We start from the raw sequence: 24,551 nt of genomic DNA, 5'->3' as shown, positions 1-24,551 counted from the left end.
CCGAAGTGTTCTATTTCGTTCCTGTGTGTCCGTATCCGCCTTCGCCTCTCTCGGTCTCATCGAGCTTGTCGACGACGACGAACTCGCCCTGCTCATGGCGTGCGATAACCATCTGAGCTATCCGCTCCCCGTCGTTCACCGTGAAGTCGTCGTTCGAGAGGTTTATGAGCAGCACCATCACTTCTCCACGGTAGTCGGCATCGATTGTTCCCGGCGTATTGAGCACCGTGATGCCGTGTTTCAGAGCCAGTCCGCTGCGTGGTCTCACCTGCGCCTCGTAGCCTGCGGGCAGCTCAATCTTCAGTCCCGTGGGTATGAGCCGCCGTTCCATGGGGTGCAGCACCACCGGTTCGTCGATATTCGCACGCAGATCCATGCCCGCACTCTGTGGTGTGGCATAGGCGGGCAGCTGCTGCCGCCCAATGTTTACAACCTTTATCTGTATCATTGTCTTAGTCATGAGAGTCATGGTGGGATAGCCCCTCGCCGCGGACTCTATGTCATCCTTTTGTCGTTGTGGCTATCCGCATGATATGTTTGAACTGCAAATTTAATGTAAAAGCGTGGAATATCAAAGCGATTTTGTTTTTTTCATCTTACGGGGATTGTTATTTAGCCAATTTTAATTACTTTTGCGGCAGTAAATTAAGAATAGTACAGAATAATGGATTGGCTACGACTCATCTCCAATAAGCGTTTAGGTCAGGAGGACCGTCATCCTCAGCGCCACGACGACCGTTCCGAGTTCAAGCGCGACAGCGACCGCCTTGTCTACTCGGCCGCTTTCCGCCGTCTTCAGAATAAGACTCAGGTGTTCCCTCTTCCGGGTTCCATCTTCGTCCATAACCGCCTCACCCACTCCCTTGAGGTGTCGTCGTTGGGCAAGTCGCTCGGCGATGATGTTGCCCGTGAGCTTACGAAACGCCATCCCGAACTGCGCGGAACGCTCTTCGAGGAGATTGGCACCATCGTCCAGACTGCCGGTCTGGCCCACGACATGGGCAACCCTCCCTTCGGCCATAGTGGCGAGAAGGCCATCCAGACCTTCTTTACCGAGGGCAACGGTCGCAGTCTCCAGGGCTCCGTGTCGCCGCGCCTGTGGTCGGACATCACCCATTTCGAGGGCAACGCCAATGCTTTCCGCCTTCTCACCCACCGTTTCCGCGGCCGTCGTCCCGGCGGTTTCGTTATGACCTATTCCACCCTTGCCTCCATAGTCAAGTACCCGTTCTCCTCCCTTTGTGCCTCGCGCCACGGCAAGTTCGGCTTCTTCCGCGACGAGCAGGAGTATTTCCGCCGTGTCGCCGACGACCTCGGCATGATCTGTCTCGACCCCTCCGCCGACACCCTTCGCTACGTCCGCCATCCTCTCGTCTACCTCACTGAGGCCGCCGACGACATCTGTTACGAGATTATGGACATCGAGGATGCCCACAAGCTCAAGCTCCTGTCGTTCGACGAGACCGTCGACCTGCTCCTCGGCTATTTCGACGATGCTGCCCGGGCCCGCATCTTCCAGCGCATCAAGGACGAGGGTGTCGACGACGAAAATGAGAAAATCGTCTACATGAGGGCTTGTGCCGTCGGTCATCTGGAGCAGGCCTGCGTCCGTACCTTTGTCGACAACGAGGAGGCAATCCTCAACGGCACCTTCGAGGGGTCGCTTGTCAGTCATCTGCCCGAAAAATCGCGTGCCGCCTACCGCCACTGTTCCGAGGTGTCGGTGAGGAAAATATACCAGTCGAAGACCGTCACCGACGTTGAGCTCAGCGGTTACAAGATTATGGAGACCCTCATGGACGCTTTCGTCGGTGCTGCCGTCCACCCCGAGACCTTCCACTCCAAGCAGCTCATCCGCCGCGTCAGCAGCCAGTATGATATCCACAGCGACAACCTCGAGACCCGCATTATGGCCGTGGCCGACTATATCAGTGGCATGACCGATGTGTACGCCCTCGACATATACCAGAAAATCAATGGCATATCATTGCCAATAGTATAAAAAATAAATTAAAAACAACAGTGGAACAAGCTAAAATAACACATACACTCCATCTTATGGAGGGCAAGAAAATCATGTATGTCCACGGATTTATGTCGGCCGGCAGTACCCATACCGCCCAGATCCTCCGCGACATCCTACCCGAGGCTACCGTCATCGCCCCCGACCTACCCATTCATCCTGCTGAGGCTATGGACCTCCTGCACAGTCTCGCCGACAGCGAGCACCCCGACCTCATCATCGGCACGTCCATGGGCGGCATGTATACCGAGATGCTCTATGGTTACGACCGCATCTGTGTCAACCCCGCCTTTGAGATGGGGACGACCATTCTGAAGAACAATATGCTCGGCAAGCAAACCTATCAGAACCCGCGCCAGGACGGGGTGCAGGACGTAATCGTCACGAAAGCCCTGCAGAAGGAGTATGAGGAGATTACCACCCACTGCTTCAGCCATGTCGATGCCGCCGAGCAGAGCCGCGTCTACGGTCTCTTCGGCGATGCCGACCCCGTCGTCCACACCTTCGATATGTTCCGCGAGCACTATCCGCAGGCCATCCGCTTCCATGGCGAGCACCGCCTTAACGACAAGATTGTATTCCATTATCTCATGCCCGTCATCCGCTGGATCGACGACCGTCAGTCCGACCGCACGCGCCCCGTGGTCTTTATCCACAGCGACTGTCTTGCCGACGACTATGGCAAACCGCTCTCCAGCCTGCATAAGGCCTACGAGTTCCTCCTCGAGAACTACGCTGTCTACTTTGTCGCTCCGGCTCCCACCAACGATCATGCCTTCGTGCCCCACGTCCAGGAGTGGATTGAAGAGTATATCAGCGCACCGGCGTGGAACCACATCGTCTTCACCAACAACCCGCAGTTCCTCTATGCCGACTACCTCATCTCGCGCCACCATTCGGCCGAGGGCCTTGGCACCGGTATCGAGTTTGGTTCCGACGAGTTTAAGACTTGGGAAGAGATAATAACCTTCTTCGACCGCTTGGGCGGACAGTAGGGCTGAGTTTCTCATGACATAAAAAAAGGACTACCGCCGTAGTCCAACCTTTGTTAACCTTAAATCTAATACTATGAAAAACACACTGCAAAGATAACACATCTTTATAAAGAAAACAAGCGAAATTGAAAGAATGTGTGCGCAAACATCAATTTTTTGATATAAATCAATTATTGTTGCCTTTTGTTAAAACCTTTCCGCCACTGCTAAGAAAAAGAAATAAAGGTTATGCGTATTGCAAGTTTCGCTGTTAAAATTTGGCCGTTTGCAAAATAATGCCTACCTTTGCAACTCACAGAACAGAAAAGTGGCAAATTTAAAGATATAGGATTCCGGCATTCACGTGATGTTGGAATTCTTTATTTTTTTGCTACTATCGAAAACCTATATTAATAATTTAAGTATTATAGCATTATGGCATACATGTCGCAAGAGGGCTACGACAAACTCGTGGCAGAGCTCAAGAGACTGGAGTCTGTTGAGCGCCCTAAGGCATCGGCAGCAATCGCCGAGGCAGCCGACAAGGGTGATTTAAGTGAGAATTCAGAATATGATGCGGCCAAGGAGGCCCAGGCTCATCTTGAGGCCAAGATCAACGACCTGAAGATGACTATTTCGCAGGCAAAGATTGTTGACGTGTCGCGTTTGAGCACCGACACCGTCCAGCTCATGTCGACGGTGACGATGACCAACCTCACCACGCACCGGCAGATGAAGTACACTATCGTCAGCGAGAGCGAGGCAAACCTCAAGCAGGGCAAGATTTCTATTAAGACTCCTATTGCCCAGGGGCTGCTCAACAAGAAGGTTGGTGACGACGTCGAGATCAGCATTCCACGCGGCAAGCTCCGCGTACACATCGACGGCATCGCTATCGAGGCTTAACAGGCATCACGTTTCACACGAAAAAATAATTCATTATGGCAACATTGTTCAGTAAGATTGCAGCTGGCGAGATTCCCAGCTTCAAGTGTGCCGAGGACGAGAACTTCTATGCTTTCCTCGACATCAATCCCGTGGTGAAGGCCCACACGCTGGTCATTCCCCGCAAGGAGGTCGACTACATCTTCGATATGTCCGACGCCGACCTTGCCGCCTTCGAGGTTTTTGCCAAGAAAGTGGCCCGCGCCATCAAGGCTGCCTTTCCCTGCCGTAAGGTTGCCGAGGTCGTCCTCGGTCTCGAGGTCAACCACGCCCACATCCATCTGTTGCCCATCAACAGTGAGGCCGATGTCGACTTCCACCATCATGTGAAGCTCACCGACGACGAGCAGCGTGACATTGCCGCCCGCATCTACGCTGAGTTTCAGAAACTTTAACTACAGTCAGTCCACGTAAGTATAGCTTTCGATGACTATAGAGAACAACAAGAAAACGGGACTCCTGCTGTATCCCTCCACCCAGTGGAAAGGCTACGGCATGGAGTTCCGTTTTTTGCATCCTTCCGGCGATGCCTTCCGTCAGGGCGATTTTGTCACCGACGGTGGCGACGACGCTGCTATCAACCGTCTCATCACCCTCTGCGAGGCGGTAACCCCCGAGAGTATCTACAATATGGCGGGCCGCAACACCTTCCGCACCCAGAAGAAATTCTTCGCCGAAGCCGATGCCTCCATTCGCAACTATGTCGACCGCATCGTAGCCCGCAAGGTCGTCGAGGCTGTCACCTTGGCTGCCGCCAATGCCATTCCCATCTTCTTCAAGCCCGGTCCTAAGGAGCTTCTCGATGCCAACCGCCAGCTCCACTATGTCGATGAGCCCGTGGCCCTCCACACCTTCTACCGCAAGACCGGCGAAGGCATCGACTACCGGCTGACCGTCGGGCACGGCATCGTTCCGTCGTCGCACCGTACCGCTGTCATCAGCAACGAGCCCTCACTGTTCTGTATCGACGACAAAATAATGCATTTCGACTCCAGTCTCAACGGCAATCTCCTCCTTCCGTTCACCAAGAAAGAGTGGATAAAAATTCCGCAGCGCGTGGAGATGGAGTATTTCCGGAAGATGATTTTCAAGATTGCCTCCAAAATCGACATCGACTCAGAAGGTTTTGACGTCCGTGAGCTCCATCCTGCCGGTAAGCCCCGGCTGTTCATGGAGATGGTTGTCACCGGCGACTATCATCTGCGGCTGTCGTTCGTCTACGACGGCAAGAATTTCGAGGCCGGCAGCAAGAAAGAGAAGAGTGTCACCCTCCTCGACGGCGGCGACAGCGTCAGCTTCGTATGTATCCACCGCAACCGCGAGTGGGAGGAGGCCATTGCCCACCGTCTCACCGACGATATGCACATGCCCAAGAATGCCCCGCTCCAGGGAATCCTCGACTGGGCCAAGCATTACAAACCCGCCCTTGACGCTATGGGCATTGAGTTTGAGCAACTTACGAGCAAGAAATACTATATCGGCGACGTGAGGGTGGAGCACGACGATACCGTCGTCGGCGACTGGTTCCAACTCCATATCGTTGTCCACTTCGACGACGGTCTCTCCGTTCCCCTTACCTCCATGCGCCAGGCCATTCTCAACGGCGACAGTCTCTACCTGCTGCCTAACGGTAAGAGCTTCGTCATCCCCGACGAGTGGAAGGCCCGCTACAGTCCTCTCATGCTCTTCGGCCTGAAGAAGGATGCCGACACCATCAGCGTCCACCGCAGTCAGCAGCAGTTGCTCATGCCGTTGTCGATCGGCGATGAGGCCAAGGCGGCGTGGCGTGCCGACGACACCGCCGACGACAGCCTTCCCACCGGTCTTGCTGCCACCCTGCGTCCCTATCAGGAGGTGGGCTATCGTTGGATGTTAGGCCACCTGCGCGCCGGCAACGGCTGCTGCCTTAGCGACGATATGGGTCTCGGAAAGACCGTCCAGACCATCGCTGTCATCCTCAAGTACCGTGCTGAGGCCGGTGCCGCCGCCCGTCCCGTCCTCGTTGTTGCTCCCGCCTCGGTGGTCCACAACTGGCGCAACGAGCTCCACCGCTTTGCGCCCCACCAGCGGGTGATAGTGTATACCGGCACGACGGTGCACCGTCAGCTCCTGCTGACTTATGCCGACGGTGCTGCCGTGGTGGTGACAACCTATGCCACGCTGCGCAACGACATCAGCATGATAGGACAGAAAGAGTGGGGCATCGTCGTCTACGACGAGTCGCAGGTGTTCAAGAACAGCGATTCGATGACCTACGATGCCGTGGCCTCAATCCGTTGCCGTCACCGCATAGCCCTCAGCGGTACGCCCATGGAGAACAACCTCCGTGAGCTCTGGACGCTCATGAGTGTGCTCAATCCTGCCCTCCTCGGCGATGAGAACGACTTCAGGAGCAATTTCATCCATCCCATCAATGCCAACCTCGCCGGAAAGAATACCGCCGTGCTGCGCGATCTCGTGGCTCCTTACTTCCTCCGCCGCACGAAGGCCGCTGTCCTCGACAGTCTGCCGGAGTGCCAGGACGAGACCGTCTATTGTGATATGACGCCGGCCCAGACCTCGCTGTATGTCGCCGAGCAGAGCCGCATGCGCAATCTGCTGCTCGAGCACGATGCCCACAGCAATACCATCAACGCCCTGAGCACGATTATGAAGTTGCGGCAGATAGCCTGCGCCCCCGCCCTCGTCGGCAGCGAGGCACCGTCGGGCAAGATGGCGGAGGTCATGGAGCGTCTCACCGACCTCCGCGGCACATCGCACAAGGTGCTTATCTTCAGTGAGTTCAAGCAGCTCCTCAATATCGTCGCCAAGGCTATGGACGACCGGGGATGGAGCTATGCCATGCTCACCGGCGAAACAAGGGACCGCGAGGGTGTCATCGACCACTTCCAGAACGATGCCTCCTGCCAGTTCTTCCTCATCACGCTGAAGGCCGGCGGTGTTGGGCTGAACCTCACTGAGGCCGACTATGTGTTCCTTCTTGACCCGTGGTGGAACCATGCCGTTGAGGAACAGGCCATCAGCCGTGCCCACCGTCAAGGACAGCGACGGGCCGTCTTCGTCTATAAGTTTATCAGTGTCGGTACCCTCGAGGAACAAATCCTCAAGGTGCAGGACCACAAGCAGAGTCTCGCCAATGCCGTCATCAAGTGTATGAACGAGAGCAATGAAGAGGCTGACGATACAGATGAGGAGACCCCAGAAGACGGCAAAGGATAGCGAAAAATATTTACGGTATTCTGATATGGCCCATTTCGGGTTGCAAAACGGTCCGTTTCGGCTTGCGAAATGGACCGTTTTGCATTGCGAAATGGGCCGTTTCGCAATGCAAAACGACCCACTTCTGTAAGCCGTTGATTATCAATGGGCTACAGATGCGGGTAAAGAAGAGATTAGGTTTGAATTATCTTTACATGTTAAGGATACTGCGCTGCGCGTCCGGGAGGGATATGCTGCGGGGCGGCGGGTTGTAACCCGCCGAACCCAACGGGCTAAACCACAGAACAGGCCGGGCGCAACCACTGAAGAAGCCAAGCTAAACCACAAGGCAGGTCGAGCTGCGCCGCTGCTCCGGGCAGGCTTTGCCATCGGCTTCCGGCGTGGGGAGTTGAGCCGACAACCGGGTGACGAATATCTTCAGATGGTGGCGGCTTGTCAGTGTTTTGTCGTAGACGACCACAAGCATCCGGCGACGCGGGCTCCAGCGGGCAGAGAACACTCCCGGCTGTGCACTGACTATCGAGTCGACATAGGTCTTCTGGTCCTTCTCTGCTGTCAGCATGAACTTTGCCGACATGTAACGGCTGCGTGCCGTTGCGCTAATGGTTGTCAGCAACAGGATCAGCAGCAAGGCCAAAGCCCTGCGCTGACTGTGCTGACTGAAACAAACTTTTATCATCATTTCATTTTCTTGAGGTTCACATGACTGTATATACGTTCCACGAACAGTGGGAAGACGAAGAGTGTGAAGATTGTTGCACCGACGAGACCACCGATAATCACCGTTGCCAACGGCCGCTGGCTCTCGCTGCCAATGCCGTGGCTGAGTGCTGCCGGCATCAGTCCGAGGGTGGCCATCATTGCCGTCATCAGCACACTGCGTATGCGCGAGTGCATGCCCCGCGTCACCGCCTCCGGCAGCGGGTTTCGGTGTCGCAGGAAGTGCTTGATGTCCATAAGCATTATCACACCGTTCTGTATGCAGATACCGAAGAGGCAGATGAAGCCGATACCCGCCGAAATGGAGAAGTTGGTGTGGGTGATGAGTAGGATGAGTATGCCTCCCACGGCCGCGAACGGCACATTGGTAAGCACGAGACCGGCGTCGCGCGCGTTGCCGAAGAGCACGTAGAGGATTATGAAGATGAGCAGCACGCTGATAGGCACCACCTGTGCCAATCGTGCCGTGGCTCGCTTCTGGTTCTCGAAGTCACCGTTCCACGTTATCTTATAGCCAGCGGGCAGTTTTACGGCCTTGGCTACCTTCTCGCGGGCCTCGTCGACAGCCGAGCCCATATCGCGGTCGCGGACGCTGAACTTCACGGCGCAGTAGCGGCTGTGGTTCTCGCGGTAGATAATCAGCGGTCCGGTAATCGAGCGGATTGTGGCCAACTCGCTGATAGGTATCATCTGGCCGTCCTCCGTGGGCACCTTAATCTTTGCTATCGCCTCGGCATTGTCGCGGAACGGTTCCTCGTATCGCACCACGAGATTGAACTTACGCTCGTCCTCGTAAACCTGCGAGGCGGCTTTTCCGCCGATGGCCATCTCGATGATGCTCTGTACGTCGTCCTTCTTAACACCATAGCGAGCCAGACGGTCCTCGTCGATGTCGATCTGCAGTTCCGGCTGTCCCATATTGCGGATGACACCGAGGTCGGTGATGCCGGCGATGGGTTTCATCGTGTGGTAGACCTGCCAGGCCAATTTTTCGCTCTCGGCGAGGTCCTTGCCGTAGACTTTTGCCACGATGGCACCTTTCACACCGCTGACGGCCTCCTCCACATTGTCGGATATCGGCTGCGAGAAGTTGAAGTCGATGCCGGGGTATACGCTCAGCCGCCGGTTCATATCGTCGACGACTTGCTCCTTTGTGCGCCCCGTCTTCCACTCCTTCTCGGGATAGAGTTTCACGAACAGTTCTATATTATAGAATCCCGTGGCGTCGGTACCGTCGTTAGGGCGTCCCGTCTGAGTCATCACCTGACTCACCTCAGGGTATTTCAGTAGTATGGATCGGAACTCGTTGGCCAATTTTACGCTCTGCGGCAGCGACACGCTCTGCGGCAGTGTGGCTCGCGCATAGATGGAGCCCTCGTTCATCTCGGGCAGGAATTCAGAGCCGAGGAAGCGGAAACAGGCCAGTCCGGCTACCATGGCGATGAGTGCCACGGCTATGACCTTGCGGCAGTGGTGGTGGCAGTAGGCGAAGATGGTGTCGGCAAAGCGGTAGACAGCGTGCAGAAAGCGGTTCTTCTTCTCTACGACATTCTTCTTCAGCAGCATCGACGACAGCACCGGTACGAGCGTCAGCGTGAAAATGAGTGCTCCCAACAGCGCAAAGCCGAGGGTGTAAGCCAACGGTGAGAACATCTTTCCCTCCACCTTCTGGAACGTGAAGATGGGCAGCAGGGCGGTGATAATGATGAGCTTGGAGAAGAATACCGACTTGGCTTTCCCTCGTGCCGTCTGCCGGATCATTCCCATGTGGCTGCGGCGGTTGAAGGCCTCCATGCCGATAGTCCGGGCCTGTCCCGACAGTGCCACGAAGAGAGCTTCGACCATTACCACCGCTCCGTCGATGATAATACCAAAGTCTATTGCTCCCATACTCAGGAGGTTAGCACTCATTCCACATACGTGCAGGGCTATGAACGCAAAGAGCAGTGCCAACGGGATGACCGACGCGACGATGACTGTAGTGCGCCAGTCCTTCATGAACAGCAGAACGACGAGCGTGACGAGGACGATACCCTCTAACACGTTGTGCATCACCGTACCTACGGCTAAGTTGACGAGGTCCTCGCGGTCGTAAAACGGCACTATCTTAACGTCCTTCGGCAGGTCGTTCTGTATCTCGCCGATTTTCGCCTTCAGGTCCTTTATGACCTGCTCAGTGTTCTCGCCCTTACGCATGACGACGATGCCCTCGACGACATCGTTATCGCTGCCGCGGCCCACCTGTCCCAACCGGGGCTGACAGCTCTCGTGGACGGTGGCGAGATTGCGTACGAGAATCGGTGTTCCGCCGACGTTTTTCACTACTATGTCGCCAATCTCGCGCTCATTGTTGATAAGGCCGATGCCGCGCACGACGTAGGCCTGGGAGCTGCGCTGGATGACATCGCCGCCGACGTTGACATTACTGTTGGCGATGGCCTGGTAGAGTTCGAGGGAGCTCACGCCGTAGGTGGCGAGCTGGTTGGGGTTGACACTGACCTCAAAAGTCTTCACCTCACCACCGAAACTGACAATGTCGGCAATGCCGGGCACCGACCGCAGCTTGCGCTCTATGACCCAGTCCTGTAGCGTTTTAAGCTCGCGCACCGACCGGGTGTCGCTCTTCAGGGTGTAGCGGAAAATCTCTCCCGTCGGTCCCGACAGCGGCTGGACATCGGGTTCCACACCGTCGGGGAGGTCGGCATCGTGCAGAAGGTTGTACACCTGCTGCCGTGCAAACTCGTCGTCGACGTGGTCGTCGAAGCACACCGTGACCACGGAGAGGCCGAAAAGCGTTGTCGACCGGATGTCGGTCTTTTTCTGTACCGAGTTCATGGCAATCTCTATAGGGATGGTCACGAACTTCTCTATCTCCTCCGCCGACCGTCCCGGCCACTGCGTAATGATTGTTACCTTCGTGTTTGTGACGTCCGGGAAGGCGTCGATAGGTGTCTGGCGGAAGCTCACCACACCCATGACGACCACCGCGAGGGTGACGACGAGGATGAGGTACTTGCGTTTGAGCGAGAAGGCTATGATGAAATCGATGAACTTATTCATTGCCAAGAGTATTAAAAACTAATAATGCGTTGTTGCTCACGACCCGTTCGCCTGGGCGCAGACCGCTTACGATGTAGGCATAGTCCTGCCCCACATGCTCCGTCTTGACGGCTTGGCGGCGGTAATGGCGGTTGCCGTCGTCGACGACAACATAGTCGACGCCACCGTCGAAGACTATCGCCTTGGCGGGAACGCAGCACAGCGGCTTGCTGCCGGTGCCTGTGGCTACGTGTACGGTGGCGAACATTCCCGGGCGCAGCAGCCCGCGGCTGTTGTCGAGGGTTATGCGCACCTTCATCGTTTTGCTCTCGTTGTCGAGTACGCGGTACACCTTATCTATATGTCCGCTGAACACCTGACCGTCGTAAGCCATGGTTGTGACGGTCACGGGGGCTCCCTGCCGTATCTTTGCTATATCGCTCTCGTAGACGTCGGCGATTACCCATACGCGGTTGAGATTGGCAATCTCGAGGGCCTCACCGCCGTCGCCACCGTCCTGACTGACGTAGCTGTCGTTGTAGATGTTCTTCGTCGTGACGTAACCGCTTATCGGTGAGCGCAGTACGGCTGTGGCCTTACCGCCGAAACCGTTGATTCCGCCGACGGCCGAGAGCCTGTTGCGCTCGGCAATGGTCATGAGCAGCTGCTCGCGGGCCTCGGCAACCTCCTTGTCCGACACCATTCCCGAGCGGTGCATGTCCTGTTTCATCTGGTAGTCGCGTTCGGCCATCTTCGTCTGAGCGTCGGCGTCGGCAATGCCTTTGTTGTAGTCGGCGGCCTCCTCGCTGTGGATGACGGCCAACCGCTGTCCCGCCGACACCTGATCGCCGACCTCGACGGTCAGCCCGCTGACGCGTCCGCTGCACGGGATAAACACCTTTCGCACAAGGGCCTCGTCGCAGCTGACATCGCCGTTGAGCGTCAGTTCATCGCCGTAGGCACGCATCTCCACGGGCGTTGTCTCCACAACCTCGTTGCTCAGCGACTTGTAGGTGTCCTGCTGCGCCTTATCGTCTTTCGTATTGCAGGATGCCAGACACAGCAGTCCGGCAAGAAGAATAATATTTTGTCTCATCATCTGTATTGTTTGTCGGTTTTTCATATACGTTCCATCCCATTCTTTTTCATTTACGTTATATCTCATTCATTGTCAGAGGATTATTGTACGCCGCCCCATACTATTCTGAGTCTTTCGGCAGCTTGGAGCATCTTGCTCTTAGCGTCGAGGCGCGCGAGCATTGTATCGCGGTAGTTGCCGTAGAGGTCGACGAACTCCACGAGCGATATGTGGCGGCTCATAAACTGCTTCTCGGCAGCATGGAGCATCTCGGTGAGGTCGCTGTCGAGGGTCGGCGTGGGCTCGGCGAGCTGCTTGAGATACTGCCCCACGATGTCGAGATCGGCCTTCCGCTGCTGCATGATGGCGTTGCGCTGTCTGTCGGCATCTACGGCGGCCTGCTCTATGGCGGCCTGGGCCTTACGGATATTGCCGCGGTTGCGGTTCCACAGCGGTACGGCGACGCTCAGTCCTACGGCAAAGAAGTTGTGGCCTATGCTTCCGTTCTTATCGTATTCGCCCTGCACCGACATCTGTGGCAGACTCTGGCTGCGCTCCCAGCGGAGGGCGTGCTCGGCAGCCTCGACCTGACTGCCTATCAGCTGCATCTCAGGCATGGCTTCGATGGATGCTGCCGGTTTGGCCGCAACGGCGAGATAGAGCCGTGAGGCAGCGTCGATAGCCTCTTTTTCATCGATGTCGACGGTGATGGAATCGTCGGCGGGGAGCACGAGCAGCTGCCGGAGCTGAGCCTGCAGGGCCGAGGCCTCGAGGATCAGGTCGGCACGCGACTTGCGGAGCTGATACACCATTGTAGCTATGCGCTGTGTCTCGATGGCTGCGATATTGCCTTTCGCCGTCTGCTCACGGTAGGCCGCGAGAATCTTCTCGGCCGAGGCTATCTCCTCATCGTAGACGGCAGCCTGCCGTTGCTGGTAGTAGAGGTCGACCATCGCCACGTGGACCTCGCTGCGGAGGTCGCGGTGGGTGACTGTCAGCTGGTTACGCGAGGCTCGCAGCAAGGCCGCGTCCTGCTTTACCTGTTCGGCATGCTGACCACCGATGGCAAAGGGCTGAGAGAACTGAACGTCGACCTCACCGGTGCGCCCGGGGTCGAACCACCGGTGATTGGTGGGGTTATAGATGTTGTACATGACGCTCATCGTCGGGTTGTCGTAGCGGCTCGACTGGGCCAACTGGCCCTCGGCAGCCGAAATATCGAGGCGCGCCGAGCGGAGGTTGTGGTTGCGGAGGGCTAACAGACTGTCGGCCTGGCAGAAAGTCAGGCGGCTGCCCATGGCACTTCCGCACCATGTGGTGGCTAACAGGAATGCCAGCCATAATCGGAAATTTATGATACTGTTTCGTTTCATCGCCGCAAAGGTACTGAGAATGCGCAAGGTGCTGAAAAAGAAACGATTAGAATGCTTTCATACTATATTAGAGGTTTTTAATCACCTTTTCTTGTACACGTGGCCGAAGGTGGCTACCTTTGCACTGTCAAAGAGCGAAGACGCGAGGTTTTCGCCATAAAATTATATTTGTATTCAGTTATGCTATTAAAATTCTTTCTCACCTGCAATAAGATTGGAGCGTTCACCCTTGGTGGCGGCTATGCCATGATTCCAATAATGGAACGGGAGTATGTCGACAAGAACCATTGGCTTGACCGTGAGGAGTTTATGGATATCATGGTGGTGGCGCAGACCACCCCCGGCATATTCTCCATCGACATGGCGAGCCACATAGGCTACAAGCTTCGCGGAGTGTGGGGAGGCATCGTCGGAGCGTTGGGCATAGCCCTGCCCTCGATAGTCGCTATCCTGCTCATAGCCATCTTCTTCCACAACTTCAAGGACAACGTCTTGGTCGAGAAATTCTTCCGCGGTGTGCGCCCGGCAGTGGTAGCCCTCATTGCCGCTCCGTGCTTCAAGATGGCCCGTACGGCCCATATCACGTGGTCGACGTGCTGGATTCCCCTCGTCAGCTGTCTGCTCATAGCGGCATTCTCAGTTTCGCCGATATGGATTATCATCGTCGCGGGATTAGGCGGATACCTCTATGGAAGAGTCAGGGACCGTAAACAACAGCAACAGAACAAATAAATTGAAATAAGAAATGCTTTTCCTCAAATTATTCTACGTATTCAGCAAGATAGGCATCTTCAACTTCGGAGGTGGCTATGCCATGCTCTCACTCATATACAGCGAGACGGTTGTGAAGAACCACTGGCTCACCAATGCCGAGTTTACGGATATCGTAGCCATCAGCCAGTCGACCCCGGGCCCTATAGGCATCAACACCGCCACTTATGTGGGCTACACATCAGTAGTCAATGCCGGCTATCCGGTGTGGGCGGCAGTGCTCGGATCGGTGTTAGCATCGCTGAGTATCATGTGGTTATCGTTCATCCTCATGATAAGCATCAGCCACTATCTGCTCACCCATAAGGACGCGCCATGGGTGAAGAATGTCTTTGCGGCCCTCCGTCCGGCCATCATCGGACTCATCGCCGCCGCTGCCCTGCTGCTGATGAACAAGGAAAATTTTGGCTCACCGGCCGACAGCATACCATACTTTGTCCTCAGCATCGGCCTCTGCGTGGCGGTTTTCGTGGCCACACTGCGCTTTAAGGTCAATCCAATCCTGGCACTGCTCGTCTGCGGCATCGTAGGACTGATAGTTTATTAGCAAAGGCTTGTTTCTCAAAAAAAACTGCTATCTTTGCACAAAATAAACTCGATAAGATATGAAACGGATACTGCTTGCTGAGGATGAGGAGAATATTGCCGACTTCGTCTGCCGTGGCTTGGAGAGTTTCGGCTTCGATGTTGACAGAGCCCGACGGGGCGATGAGGCCTGGACGAAGCTCCAGCAGGGCGACTACGACCTCGCCCTGCTCGACATACGGATGCCGGGCATGACGGGACTGGAGGTGTGCAGCCATCTGCGCGAGGAGCGTGGCTACGCCCTTCCGGTACTGATGCTCACGGCCTTAGGTACCACCGACGACATCGTCCTCGGTCTGCAGGCGGGTGCCGACGACTATATGGTGAAACCGTTTAAGTTCACCGAGCTCGTAGCCCGCATCAATGCCCTTCTGCGCCGCGTCGAGAGCTACCGCCAGGCAGCGCCTCTGACGTGTGGCGACCTGAGCATCAACGCCGCCACACACAAGGCGCGGCGCCAGGATACCGAGGTGGAACTGAGCACTAAGGAGTACCGGCTGTTGGAGTATCTTATACGCCACGAGGGTGAGACGCTGACGCGCCGGCAGCTGCTGCGCGACGTGTGGGACAAGGACTTCGATACCAACACCAATGTCGTGGATGTCTACGTGAGATACCTGCGGCAGAAAATTGATGAGGGTTTTGACCAGAAACTCATCCACACCATCGTAGGTGTGGGCTACTGTTTCGGCAGAGAGGAATAGGATGAAGACAGGCCATAAATTATCGCTCATATACTCGGGTATCACCATCGGGCTGATACTCATTGCCGGACTGGTGTTCTACTTTTTCACCTCCAACTACATCCGCAACCTCTACTTCCACTATATGCAGGAGAAGGCGCACGCAGTGGCGGAGGAGAAATTCTCGAAGGACGAACTCGACCCCGTGAAATACCGCAATGTGGTGATACGGCGGAAAACGTCAATCCCTACGTCGAAGGAGCTCTTCGTCAATCTCGAGAACCGCGATCTGGCCCGGCAGGTGCTCAGCACGTATCTCGATGATGAGCAGATAGGCCATCTGTATGCTAACCAGACGGTTAACTTCGAACATGGGCAGGAGGTGGGAACGGCCTTCGTCTACTACGATAACACCGGCACCTTCGCCGTCATCGTCCTCAGCCGTAATCCTTATGGCACTGATATAGCTAAAACGCTGCGGTGGGCCCTGCTCCTGCTCGTAATCGTCTCGGCGGCAGTGCTTTGGCTCATCAGCAGGCTCTACGCCATGCGGATGCTCAACCGCATCGACCAGGACTATCAGACGGAGAAGATGTTCGTCAACAACGCATCGCACGAAATAAATAATCCGATGACGGCCATCGAGGGCGAATGCGAGGTGGGACTGCTGCGCGAATATTCCACCCAGGAGTATCAGGACATCCTGCGGCGCATAGCCCATGAGGCCGACCGCGTGGAGACGATAATGCGCGAGCTCCTGCAGTTCTCGCATGTCAGGAGCGGCGAGGAGATGGCTGAGCGCGAACCCGTGAGCATGGGCACGATGCTGAAGGATATGGCTGAGGAAAACTGCGATGTGGACTGTCAGGACGATTTCATCGTTCTCGGCGACCGCCACCTGCTGCGCATGGCATTCCACAACCTCATCAATAACGCCGTGAAATATTCCGACGGCAAGCCCGTGACGGTGACCGTCGCCGGACGCACCGTAAAAGTCAGCGACCAGGGCATCGGTATCCCGCCGGAGGACTTGCGGCATGTCTTCGAACCATTCTACAGGGCATCGAACACGGGAACGGTGATGGGCCATGGTGTCGGTCTGGCCCTGGCGAAAGCGATATTGGAGAAGCACGGCGCAAAGATAAACATGGAATCGGAACCGGGAAAAGGAACAACGGTGAGGGTGGTCTTCAGATAGTGCGGCCCTATCGTTTAGCTATTGTCTGATATACCAAAAATATTTACACCATTCCAATACCTATTGTTTTGGCTTCTAAAACGGCCCGTTTTGCAACTCGAAATGATATGTGTTAGTAACCGGTTGATAATCAAGGCAGTATAAAGGCGGTGCAAAACACAAAATAAAACGAATTATTTTTACATATCATTGCCGGTATTCCATTATCCATCCTCGCTTCTACATAATAATGTTGGCTAATGAAAGCACCATAGCCGCATGCTTCAGAGAATCCTTTACTATAGAGCGTGTGTAGGTAATATCGTCTTTCTTTCCGAAGTACTGATAAAGTGCAGAGTACCAAATCGGTCCTTTTTTTTGTTAATAAATCGGAATTAACCAGAAAAATAATTCATTTTTTTTCGGGTCTCTGATTCCCTTTGATTATGCGGTAAATACGGCATTTTTGTCGTGTTTTTCAGAGGACTGCCGATGAGAAAATCCTCGAAAAATTTGGATTTCGCTTATTTTTTTAGTAACTTTGTAGCACTAACTGAAAAACTAAAGGCTATGCTTGGAGCTATAATAGGCGACATAGTGGGATCGAGGTTTGAGTTCGGTCCTGCACCAGAGGAAGGCTTTGACCTTTTCACCGACGACTGTTCATTCACCGACGATACTGTTTGCACTATTGCTGTGGCCGATGCCGTACTCAACGGCAAGAGCTATAAGGACGCTCTCGTGGAGTGGTGCCAGCGCTATCCCGACCCAAAGGGCGGCTACGGGGCCCGTTTCTACGACTGGATATTCAGCGACGACCATGCGCCCAACAACAGTTGCGGCAATGGTTCGGCAATGCGCGTGAGCAGTATCGGCTGGCTCTTCGACGAATGGGAGGATGTCGTGGAGGAGGCCCGCAAGAGCGCTGCCGTCAGCCACAACCACCCCGAAGGCATCAAAGGGGCGGAATGCGTAGCCGAGGTGATATGCTGGCTCAGGCACATGCGGTTCTCGAAGAATGACGTGGAGCGGAAAGTGCAGAAGTTCTATGGTTATAAGCTGCCGCCGTTGTCCGACATCATGCGCATAGGCAGTGAGGGTCACTTCGACAGTACATGTCAGGAAACCGTTCCTGCGGCAATCCGTTGTCTCGTCGACTCGTCGACATTCGAGGATGCCATCCGCTTGGCGGTCCTCTGCGACGGCGATACCGACACGAAAGCCGACATTACCGGGGCCATGGCTGAGGCCTGCTACGGTGTTCCCGACGAGATGGTGGAGAGGGCGGTGAGCTATCTGCCTGCCGACATGAGGAAAATTCTCTGTCAGTTCTATCAGCATATACAGGATGAGATAGGCTGACGGCCGGTGAGTGGGGGACGCTCCTTGGGAATAATAATGTGGCATTTGCAGTATAAACTACTTATAATTGCATCATAAAAACAGAATCGATAGAATGTTAAGACCAACGAAATGTCTTTTAATAGTCCTTTTATTGTTGCTGACAATACAGCTGAAAGCAACGCCGGCAGGCTCATATAATATCTTTTATCTGAACCTGTCGACGGGAATGCCAAGCAATTTTGTCGACGACATATATCAGGATAGTGACGGTTTCGTATGGATATCGACTCATAATGGCGGACTGCTGCGTTATGACGGTTACTCGTATGCGAGCTTCGGACTCAACGGCAACCCGATGATCAGTCTGCGTTCGAACTTCTGCCATAACGTTGTCGAGGACCATTATCACCGGCTGTGGGCCGCCTTCGAGGAGGGCGTGCAGGCCATCGACATGACTGGTGGCGTAGAGGCTGACCTGAAAACCACCGACGACAAGGTGAAGAAAGCTCTCGATAAGGCTATGAATGCCGCGTGCATGAGTGTCTACTGCGACTCGAAGGGGTGCATCTGGATTATTAGGTTCAACGAGGTCGTCCGCATAGCGTTCAATGCCGACGGCACGGTGAGCAGCGTGCTCACGATAGAGCACAACACTAAGGTGCCCGAACTCGGTGTTGCCGACCTCGACAACGACGGCTCTATATATATAGGTGTAAATGTAAGGCTGACAAAGATATCCGTCAAGGGCAACCGCCTCGTTGCCACTGACCTCTCGAAGGCCTACCCGCAACTTACCGGAACGATTATCGGTTCCATGGTAAGGTGGCAGGGACGGACATGGTTTGCCACTAACCACGGACTCTACAACAGCGACCGCGGCAACAGCGGATGGCATGCCGGAACGCCTGCCGATGCCCTCAGCCATGATGTATGTACATCGTTGGCGGTAAGCGCGGACGGGAAAAATCTGCTCATAGGCACCCTCTGTGGAGTCGATGTCATGGATGCGGGATTCCATATCGTCGACCGTTGGACCGATAAGGTTGCCGGAGGCATACTGTCGAGTCCGTTTGTGAGCATCATAAGGGTTCTCAACGGTCAGACGTGGATAGGTACGGAGACGGGAGGAGTGACTCAGCTCGTGCCGCGCCAGCTCAGAGTGGTCAACTTCGTTCATGACGACGCCAACGCAAACACTATTGCTCCCGGCCCCGTCAACTCAATGTATGTAGCCCCTAACGGCGACCTGTGGGCGGGAATCGTCGAGGGCGGTCTCTGTCTTCTGCGCAAGGGATCAAACGATTTCGTCCATTTCACGGCTGCCAACAGCAGTCTGCCGCATAACACCGTGTCGGTGCTCACCGCCGACAAAAGCGGGAATTTGTGGATAGGCACATGGGGCGGTGGTGTGGCCGAGATGCCGTTGCAGTCGGCCGGCGACATACGGCCGCTCGTGGCCGGTGACGGCTATGCCATAGACCTGCTCTTCGTAGGAGCGATGGCCTACGACCCGTATAACGACGGAATATGGATTGGTGCCAACGCAGGACTGTTCTTCTACGACCTGCGGAGCCACAGGGTGAGGGAACCGTTCCCCGACTGCCGCAATATCAACGGTGCCATCGGCAGTCTGGTGACACGCGACGGTCATCTGCTGATGGGCTGTGTGCCCGGAATGGTGAGTGTTGACATAAAGAAGGGCCCCGACAAGCGCGGTATCTTCTCTTATAAACGGTATGTCAAGAAACTCGACCACCCGTCGGTGGGCGCGCTCGACAAGCTGACATGCTTTTGCCAGGCCCGCGACGGATCGCTGTGGATAGGCAGTAACGGCTATGGACTGTACCATGTGAAGGGCTCGCTCGACGATACTCTGAATATACATAATTATATTAGTGACGACGGACTGGCCAATAACTCCATAAAAGGGATTGTTGAGGACGGTCACGGCATGCTCTGGATAGCCACCGAGCACGGGCTGTCGAGACTCAATCCGGCAGTGGGAACGTTCAGCAACTTCACTGAGTCCGACGGTCTGCTCAGCAACCAGTTCTACTTCAATGGTGCCGTAAAGGGCACAGGGGATGTCATTGCCCTCGGCTCTGACCGCGGACTGACGGTTCTCAACGGTATCAACGCCAGCAATGTACATCGCGGACACCTGCGGTTGACATCGTTAAAGATAGGCAGTGTGTTCGCCCTGCCGGGCAGCGGATATATAGACAAGGAGGTGGGACAGGCCTCGAAGATTACCCTCCACGAGAGCGACCGCGACGTGCGGCTGGAGTTCTCGGCCCTGAATTTCACGGGAAATGAGCAGGGAGCCTACGCCTACAGACTGAAAGGATACGACGATAAGTGGACACCGGTGCCACCGGGGGAGCACAGCGCGTCGTTCTCCATGCTTCCGGCGGGCAGCTACACCTTCGAGGTGCGCTACTCATCGCCATTGGGAACGGAAAGCGATGAGACGGTGGCTGTCGATGTTGTAGTGCGGCCGTATTTCTGGAAGAGCTGGTGGTTCATAACCATCGTGTTGGTGGCCCTGGCCTTCGCGGCGCGATGGTTCTACAAGCGCAAGCTGCTCCGTATGAGGGAGAAGGAGGCCGAGCAGCTCTACAGACCCCTCGAGGCGGCTCTGAAGGAGAGCGATGAGCCCGGAGAGCTGCAGGAGAGGATAAAGGAAATACTCAAACGGCAGGAAAACTACCGCCAAAGTCAGCGCAAGAATCTTGAGGCCGACCGTAAGGAGGCTGCTGAGGCCAAGAGCGGTGAGGAGGCCTTCGCCGACCGGTTGCTGAAGGTTATGGAGAAGACATATATGAACTCGGAACTCGATGTGCAGACCATCGCCAAGGCTCTCGGCATGTCGCGGTCGGAACTGAGCAAGCGCATCCATGAGGAATGGGGTCTGACGACAACACAGTTCGTTCGCGACTACCGTCTCGACATGGCCCGGCAGATTCTGAAAGATAATGTCGCCGACCGTAATATAACGGAGATCGCATACCGGGTGGGATTCAACGATCCTAAGTATTTCACCCGCTGTTTCTCGCAACGGTTCGGTGTGAAACCATCACAATTCAAGGCGTAAATACTATGCCTGCCACCGGCGACGGACATCGGCAGCCATGCCGGTGGCGGCAAGGTTGCCAACGACACATCAATGAAAAACACGTTTGACGATGTGTTAATGGTAAAAATAAAATCAGAAATATCGTATTTTTCCACCTTTTTGGGGTTAATATGCGATGATTAGCGATTTTTCCACCTTATTTTTCAATTATTCTACCGTGTAAAAATACAATCTTACTAATTTTGCGATGTGAGTTTTACACTCATGTAACGATGTATTTGCTAAAAACTAATAACTAATTAATAACTTTAAACCAACTAAAATGAGAAAACATCTATTCTCAGTTATTGTATGGCTTGCAGTCGGTGGCGGACTTTCACTGTGTCCTCCTCAGGCCCATGCAGCAGTAACACAGCAAGCACAGACCATTAAGGTCAGCGGTACAGTTGTCGACGAACAAGGTGAGCCGCTTATCGGCGCTACGGTGAAGGTTAAGGGTTCTTCGACAGGAGCTATCACCGACCTCGACGGTAAGTTTGAATTCAACGCTCCGGCCAATGCCGTCCTTGAGGTCAGCTATGTCGGCTACAAGACCAGTGAGGTGGCCGTAAGGGGTCGTGCTGTCATTGATCGCATTCAGCTCGCTTCCGATGCCAAGAGCCTCGACCAGGTCGTTGTCGTCGGTTACGGTACTCAGAAGAAAGCCGACCTGACGGGTTCGGTGGCCATCGTCGACGCCGACGAGATGAAAAAGGTGTCGAACTCAAATATCTCTACAATGCTCGAGGGTAAGGTTGCCGGTGTGCAGATTACATCGGACGGTCAGCCGGGTGCCGACCCGTCGGTGCGCATACGTGGTATCGGTACTTTTGGCTCGCAGGCTCCACTGTACGTCATCGACGGTGTGCCTATGGGAACAACGATCCGCGACTTCTCGCCAAACGATATTGAGACTATCCAGATCCTCAAGGATGCATCGGCTGGTGCCATCTACGGTTCGCGTGCAGCTAACGGTGTCGTCATCATCACAACAAAGAATGGTAAGAAGGACCAGCCGCTGAAGGTCGACTACACAGGCTACTACGGATGGGATGTGGTACCAAGCAGTACTTATGATATTATGGATGCCGACCAGTACAGCCAGTATCTTGGTCAGGCTTGCTCCAACTCGGGTACCCCGCTGCCGGGCGGATACAAGCTCGGTGAGGACGGAAAGTACCACTTCCAGGACGCTACCAATACCGACTGGTTCAAGGAGGTGTTCAAGACCGGTACACGTACAAACCACAATGTCAACCTCTCGGGTGGCGGACAGAACAATACATATAATGTGGGTCTTGACTTCTTCCAGCAGAAAGGTGCCATCGAGGGTGCAGGACCAAACTACAAGCGATACACAGCACGCGTGAACAACACTATGGACACGAAGTTCATCAAGTTCCGCACAAGTGCCGTCTTCTCTCACTCCGACCAGGACAATATGGCCATCTCGAATGCATCGGAATATGTCCAGGGACTCTACGGCGACGTTACCAACGTGCTCCGCGGTACCCTCCTCATGCAGCCGACAATCAAGGCCTACGACCCGTCGACATGGGTGCTCGACGATAAAGTGGGCTCGGCAAACAACTATAACTATGATGCTTATGGCTACGGAGTGTACTATGACAATATCCACGGCGACATCTCGGCTTCAAACCCGTTGCTCGTCAATAATCTGCTGAAGAGAAACACACGCGTCGACCGTTTCGTCGGAACGGCAACAGCTGATGTGGACATCTTAAAGATGCTCGGACTCAATCTCAAGAATCATAACCTTACATATCGCATAAACCTTTCTTATAGTAAGACTCACGCCAAGGACTTCACCTGGATTCCATCGTGGATACAGTCGAACCGCGTGTATCTTGCAAAGACTAACGAGCAGCTTACAAAGGCTTCGCGCGACTACAGCGACGCCCTCGCCGAGAATACTATTACATACGATGGCAGATTCGGTAAGCATAACATCAATTTCGTTGGCGGTATCACCTACGAGGAAGAGCATACCGACCTGCTCACAGGATGGGCCAACGACTTCACGGAGCCTTACTTCCTGCAACTGCAGAACGGTGCTAAGCGAAACGCAAGCTCGTATGAGTACAAGCACGCTCTGGCTTCTTACTTCGCCCGTCTGAACTACAACTACGACGAGAAGTACCTCTTCTCGGCTATCATCCGCCGCGACGGTACCACGAGAACGTATAACCACTGGGACAACTTCCCATCAGTATCTTTGGGATGGCGTATCGATAAGGAGCCGTTCTTCAAGGTGCCAAAGAATATCGTCAACATGCTCAAACTGCGCGCCAGCTACGGACAGCTCGGTAACGAGAATATCGGTGAGTATGCTTACATGGCAACCATGGCACGTAACAATATGAGCTATAGTTTCGGCAATAATGTAGTGTACGGTTCGGCTATCTCCGACTTCGTCAGCCAGAATATCTCTTGGGAGAAGAAGATTACGAAGAACATCGGTCTCGACCTCGCTATGTTCAACAACCGTTTGGAGTTCACTGCCGAGTACTATATGAACCGCGCTCAGGACCTGCTTTACGGTGTTCCGGTGCCGGAAAATGCCGGTGTGGCAAATACGTCGGTGACAATGAACGCGGCAACGATGGACAACAGCGGATGGGAGTTCTCGGGAACATACCGCAACCGCGACCATAAACTGAAATGGGAGGTCAGCGCCAACCTCAGCACTCTGCGCAACAGGGTTAAGAAGCTCGGCTTCACGTCTTCGTCGTACATCTCCGGAGCATATATCACAGAGGTGGGCCAGGAGATCGGTAAGTTCTATGGCTGGAAGTACGCTGGTATCATACGCAGTCAGGAACAGCTCAACGAGCTCAACGCCTATGCCGCTTCGAAGGGTGCTACGACGGCTTATCAGCCCGGTGCCAATGTCGGCGACTGCTACTATGAGGATGTCAACGGCGACGGTGTCATCGACGATAAGGACCAGACTGTCCTCGGCAGTGGCCTGCCAAAGGTGAACTTCGGTATCAGCGCACGCCTCGAATATGCTAACTTCGACTTCACCCTGTCTACCTATGGAGCCCTTGGCTACCACGTGTCGGACGATATCTACAACAGTCTGAACTCTTGCTACGGCTACGGCAACAAGGATGTGGCTATGCTCAACGCCAACCAGTGGTCGGACGACGGAACTTATCTGTCGAACGTGCCGCGCACCTACGCAGCCAACAACGCCACTCTCGCTTGGAACGACCTTTTCAGTTCAAGAAAGATTCAGGCCGCTTCGTACTGGAAGTTCGCCAACGTAGAACTTGGTTACACTCTTCCTAATAAGTGGTTCGATGGCTATGTGTCGAACGTAAGACTGTATGTGTCGGCTCAGAACCTCTTCACCATCACTCCGTACAAGGGCTATAACGTCGACTTCGCCGGCGGTACGTTCACTCCGGGATACAACTTCTGCTCGTTCCCGACACCACGTACGTTCATGTGCGGATTGCACTTCACTTTCTAATAAACC

Annotated in this window: 17 protein-coding genes; 12 read left to right on the top strand and 5 right to left on the bottom strand. The window is 54.7% G+C overall.

Features of this window, described 5'->3' with window-relative positions; genetic code table 11:
* Nucleotides 1-10 precede the first annotated feature (10 nt).
* Nucleotides 11-448 (bottom strand): dUTP diphosphatase, encoded by a 438-nt coding sequence (gene dut / locus LDN30_RS00405; RefSeq protein ID WP_223926639.1) that lies wholly within the window; start codon nt 446-448, stop codon nt 11-13.
* A gap of 216 nt (nt 449-664) precedes the next feature.
* Here dut and dgt point away from each other — a divergent pair, with 216 nt between their 5' ends.
* The 5 genes from dgt to LDN30_RS00380 all read left to right on the top strand — a co-directional run bounded on the left by dgt (nt 665) and on the right by LDN30_RS00380 (nt 7,161).
* Nucleotides 665-2,002 (top strand): dGTP triphosphohydrolase, encoded by a 1,338-nt coding sequence (dgt, locus tag LDN30_RS00400; protein ID WP_223926638.1) that lies wholly within the window; start codon nt 665-667, stop codon nt 2,000-2,002.
* A gap of 56 nt (nt 2,003-2,058) precedes the next feature.
* A complete protein-coding gene (locus LDN30_RS00395; protein WP_223926970.1) occupies nt 2,059-3,018 on the top strand; it encodes a YqiA/YcfP family alpha/beta fold hydrolase in 960 nt (319 codons plus the stop codon).
* A gap of 414 nt (nt 3,019-3,432) precedes the next feature.
* Entirely contained in the window at nt 3,433-3,903 is a 471-nt protein-coding gene (greA, locus tag LDN30_RS00390) for a transcription elongation factor GreA (RefSeq protein WP_223926637.1), read from the top strand.
* Between the two features lie 35 nt (nt 3,904-3,938).
* Nucleotides 3,939-4,337 carry an HIT family protein gene (locus tag LDN30_RS00385; protein ID WP_223926636.1) on the top strand — a complete coding sequence of 133 codons (399 nt, stop codon included), beginning with the start codon at nt 3,939-3,941 and terminating at the stop codon, nt 4,335-4,337.
* Nucleotides 4,338-4,368: 31 nt separating this feature from the next.
* The gene (locus LDN30_RS00380; RefSeq protein ID WP_223926635.1) at nt 4,369-7,161 is read left to right on the top strand and encodes a DEAD/DEAH box helicase; all 2,793 of its coding nucleotides are present in this window, start codon (nt 4,369-4,371) and stop codon (nt 7,159-7,161) included.
* Nucleotides 7,162-7,477: 316 nt separating this feature from the next.
* Here the strand turns inward: LDN30_RS00380 and LDN30_RS00375 are convergent, their stop codons facing one another.
* The 4 genes from LDN30_RS00375 to LDN30_RS00360 form a co-directional block, all read right to left on the bottom strand.
* Nucleotides 7,478-7,843 (bottom strand): hypothetical protein, encoded by a 366-nt coding sequence (locus tag LDN30_RS00375; RefSeq protein WP_223926634.1) that lies wholly within the window; start codon nt 7,841-7,843, stop codon nt 7,478-7,480.
* Nucleotides 7,840-10,941, bottom strand: coding sequence for an efflux RND transporter permease subunit (locus tag LDN30_RS00370; protein WP_223926633.1), 3,102 nt, complete (start codon nt 10,939-10,941; stop codon nt 7,840-7,842). The genes LDN30_RS00375 and LDN30_RS00370 overlap by 4 nt, the downstream gene beginning before the upstream one ends.
* On the bottom strand, nt 10,934-12,019 hold the full coding sequence (locus LDN30_RS00365) for an efflux RND transporter periplasmic adaptor subunit (protein WP_223926632.1): 1,086 nt from the start codon (nt 12,017-12,019) through the stop codon (nt 10,934-10,936). The genes LDN30_RS00370 and LDN30_RS00365 overlap by 8 nt, the downstream gene beginning before the upstream one ends.
* An 80-nt stretch (nt 12,020-12,099) precedes the next feature.
* Complete coding sequence (locus LDN30_RS00360) at nt 12,100-13,371, bottom strand: TolC family protein (protein ID WP_223926631.1); 1,272 nt, start codon at nt 13,369-13,371, stop codon at nt 12,100-12,102.
* Between the two features lie 180 nt (nt 13,372-13,551).
* Between LDN30_RS00360 and LDN30_RS00355 the strand changes: the two genes are divergently transcribed.
* The 7 genes from LDN30_RS00355 (at nt 13,552) to LDN30_RS00325 (ending at nt 24,545) form a co-directional block, all read left to right on the top strand.
* A complete protein-coding gene (locus tag LDN30_RS00355; RefSeq protein WP_223926630.1) occupies nt 13,552-14,103 on the top strand; it encodes a chromate transporter in 552 nt (183 codons plus the stop codon).
* A gap of 13 nt (nt 14,104-14,116) precedes the next feature.
* Complete coding sequence (locus LDN30_RS00350) at nt 14,117-14,689, top strand: chromate transporter (protein ID WP_223926629.1); 573 nt, start codon at nt 14,117-14,119, stop codon at nt 14,687-14,689.
* A 58-nt stretch (nt 14,690-14,747) separates the two neighbouring features.
* On the top strand, nt 14,748-15,431 hold the full coding sequence (locus tag LDN30_RS00345) for a response regulator transcription factor (protein ID WP_223926628.1): 684 nt from the start codon (nt 14,748-14,750) through the stop codon (nt 15,429-15,431).
* A 1-nt stretch (nt 15,432) separates the two neighbouring features.
* Nucleotides 15,433-16,608 (top strand): sensor histidine kinase, encoded by a 1,176-nt coding sequence (locus LDN30_RS00340; RefSeq protein ID WP_223928408.1) that lies wholly within the window; start codon nt 15,433-15,435, stop codon nt 16,606-16,608.
* Nucleotides 16,609-17,157: 549 nt separating this feature from the next.
* Nucleotides 17,158-17,949, top strand: coding sequence for an ADP-ribosylglycohydrolase family protein (locus LDN30_RS00335; protein ID WP_223928407.1), 792 nt, complete (start codon nt 17,158-17,160; stop codon nt 17,947-17,949).
* A gap of 94 nt (nt 17,950-18,043) precedes the next feature.
* On the top strand, nt 18,044-21,025 hold the full coding sequence (locus LDN30_RS00330) for an AraC family transcriptional regulator (protein ID WP_223928406.1): 2,982 nt from the start codon (nt 18,044-18,046) through the stop codon (nt 21,023-21,025).
* Nucleotides 21,026-21,329: 304 nt separating this feature from the next.
* Nucleotides 21,330-24,545, top strand: a complete 3,216-nt coding sequence (locus LDN30_RS00325) for a SusC/RagA family TonB-linked outer membrane protein (RefSeq protein WP_223928405.1) — start codon at nt 21,330-21,332, stop codon at nt 24,543-24,545.
* The last annotated feature ends 6 nt before the right edge of the window (nt 24,546-24,551 follow it).

Source organism: Prevotella lacticifex, assembly GCF_019973375.1.
GTDB lineage: Bacteria > Bacteroidota > Bacteroidia > Bacteroidales > Bacteroidaceae > Prevotella > Prevotella lacticifex.
Note: the sequence above shows the minus strand (reverse complement) of the source record. Positions and strands in the feature narration are given on the sequence as shown.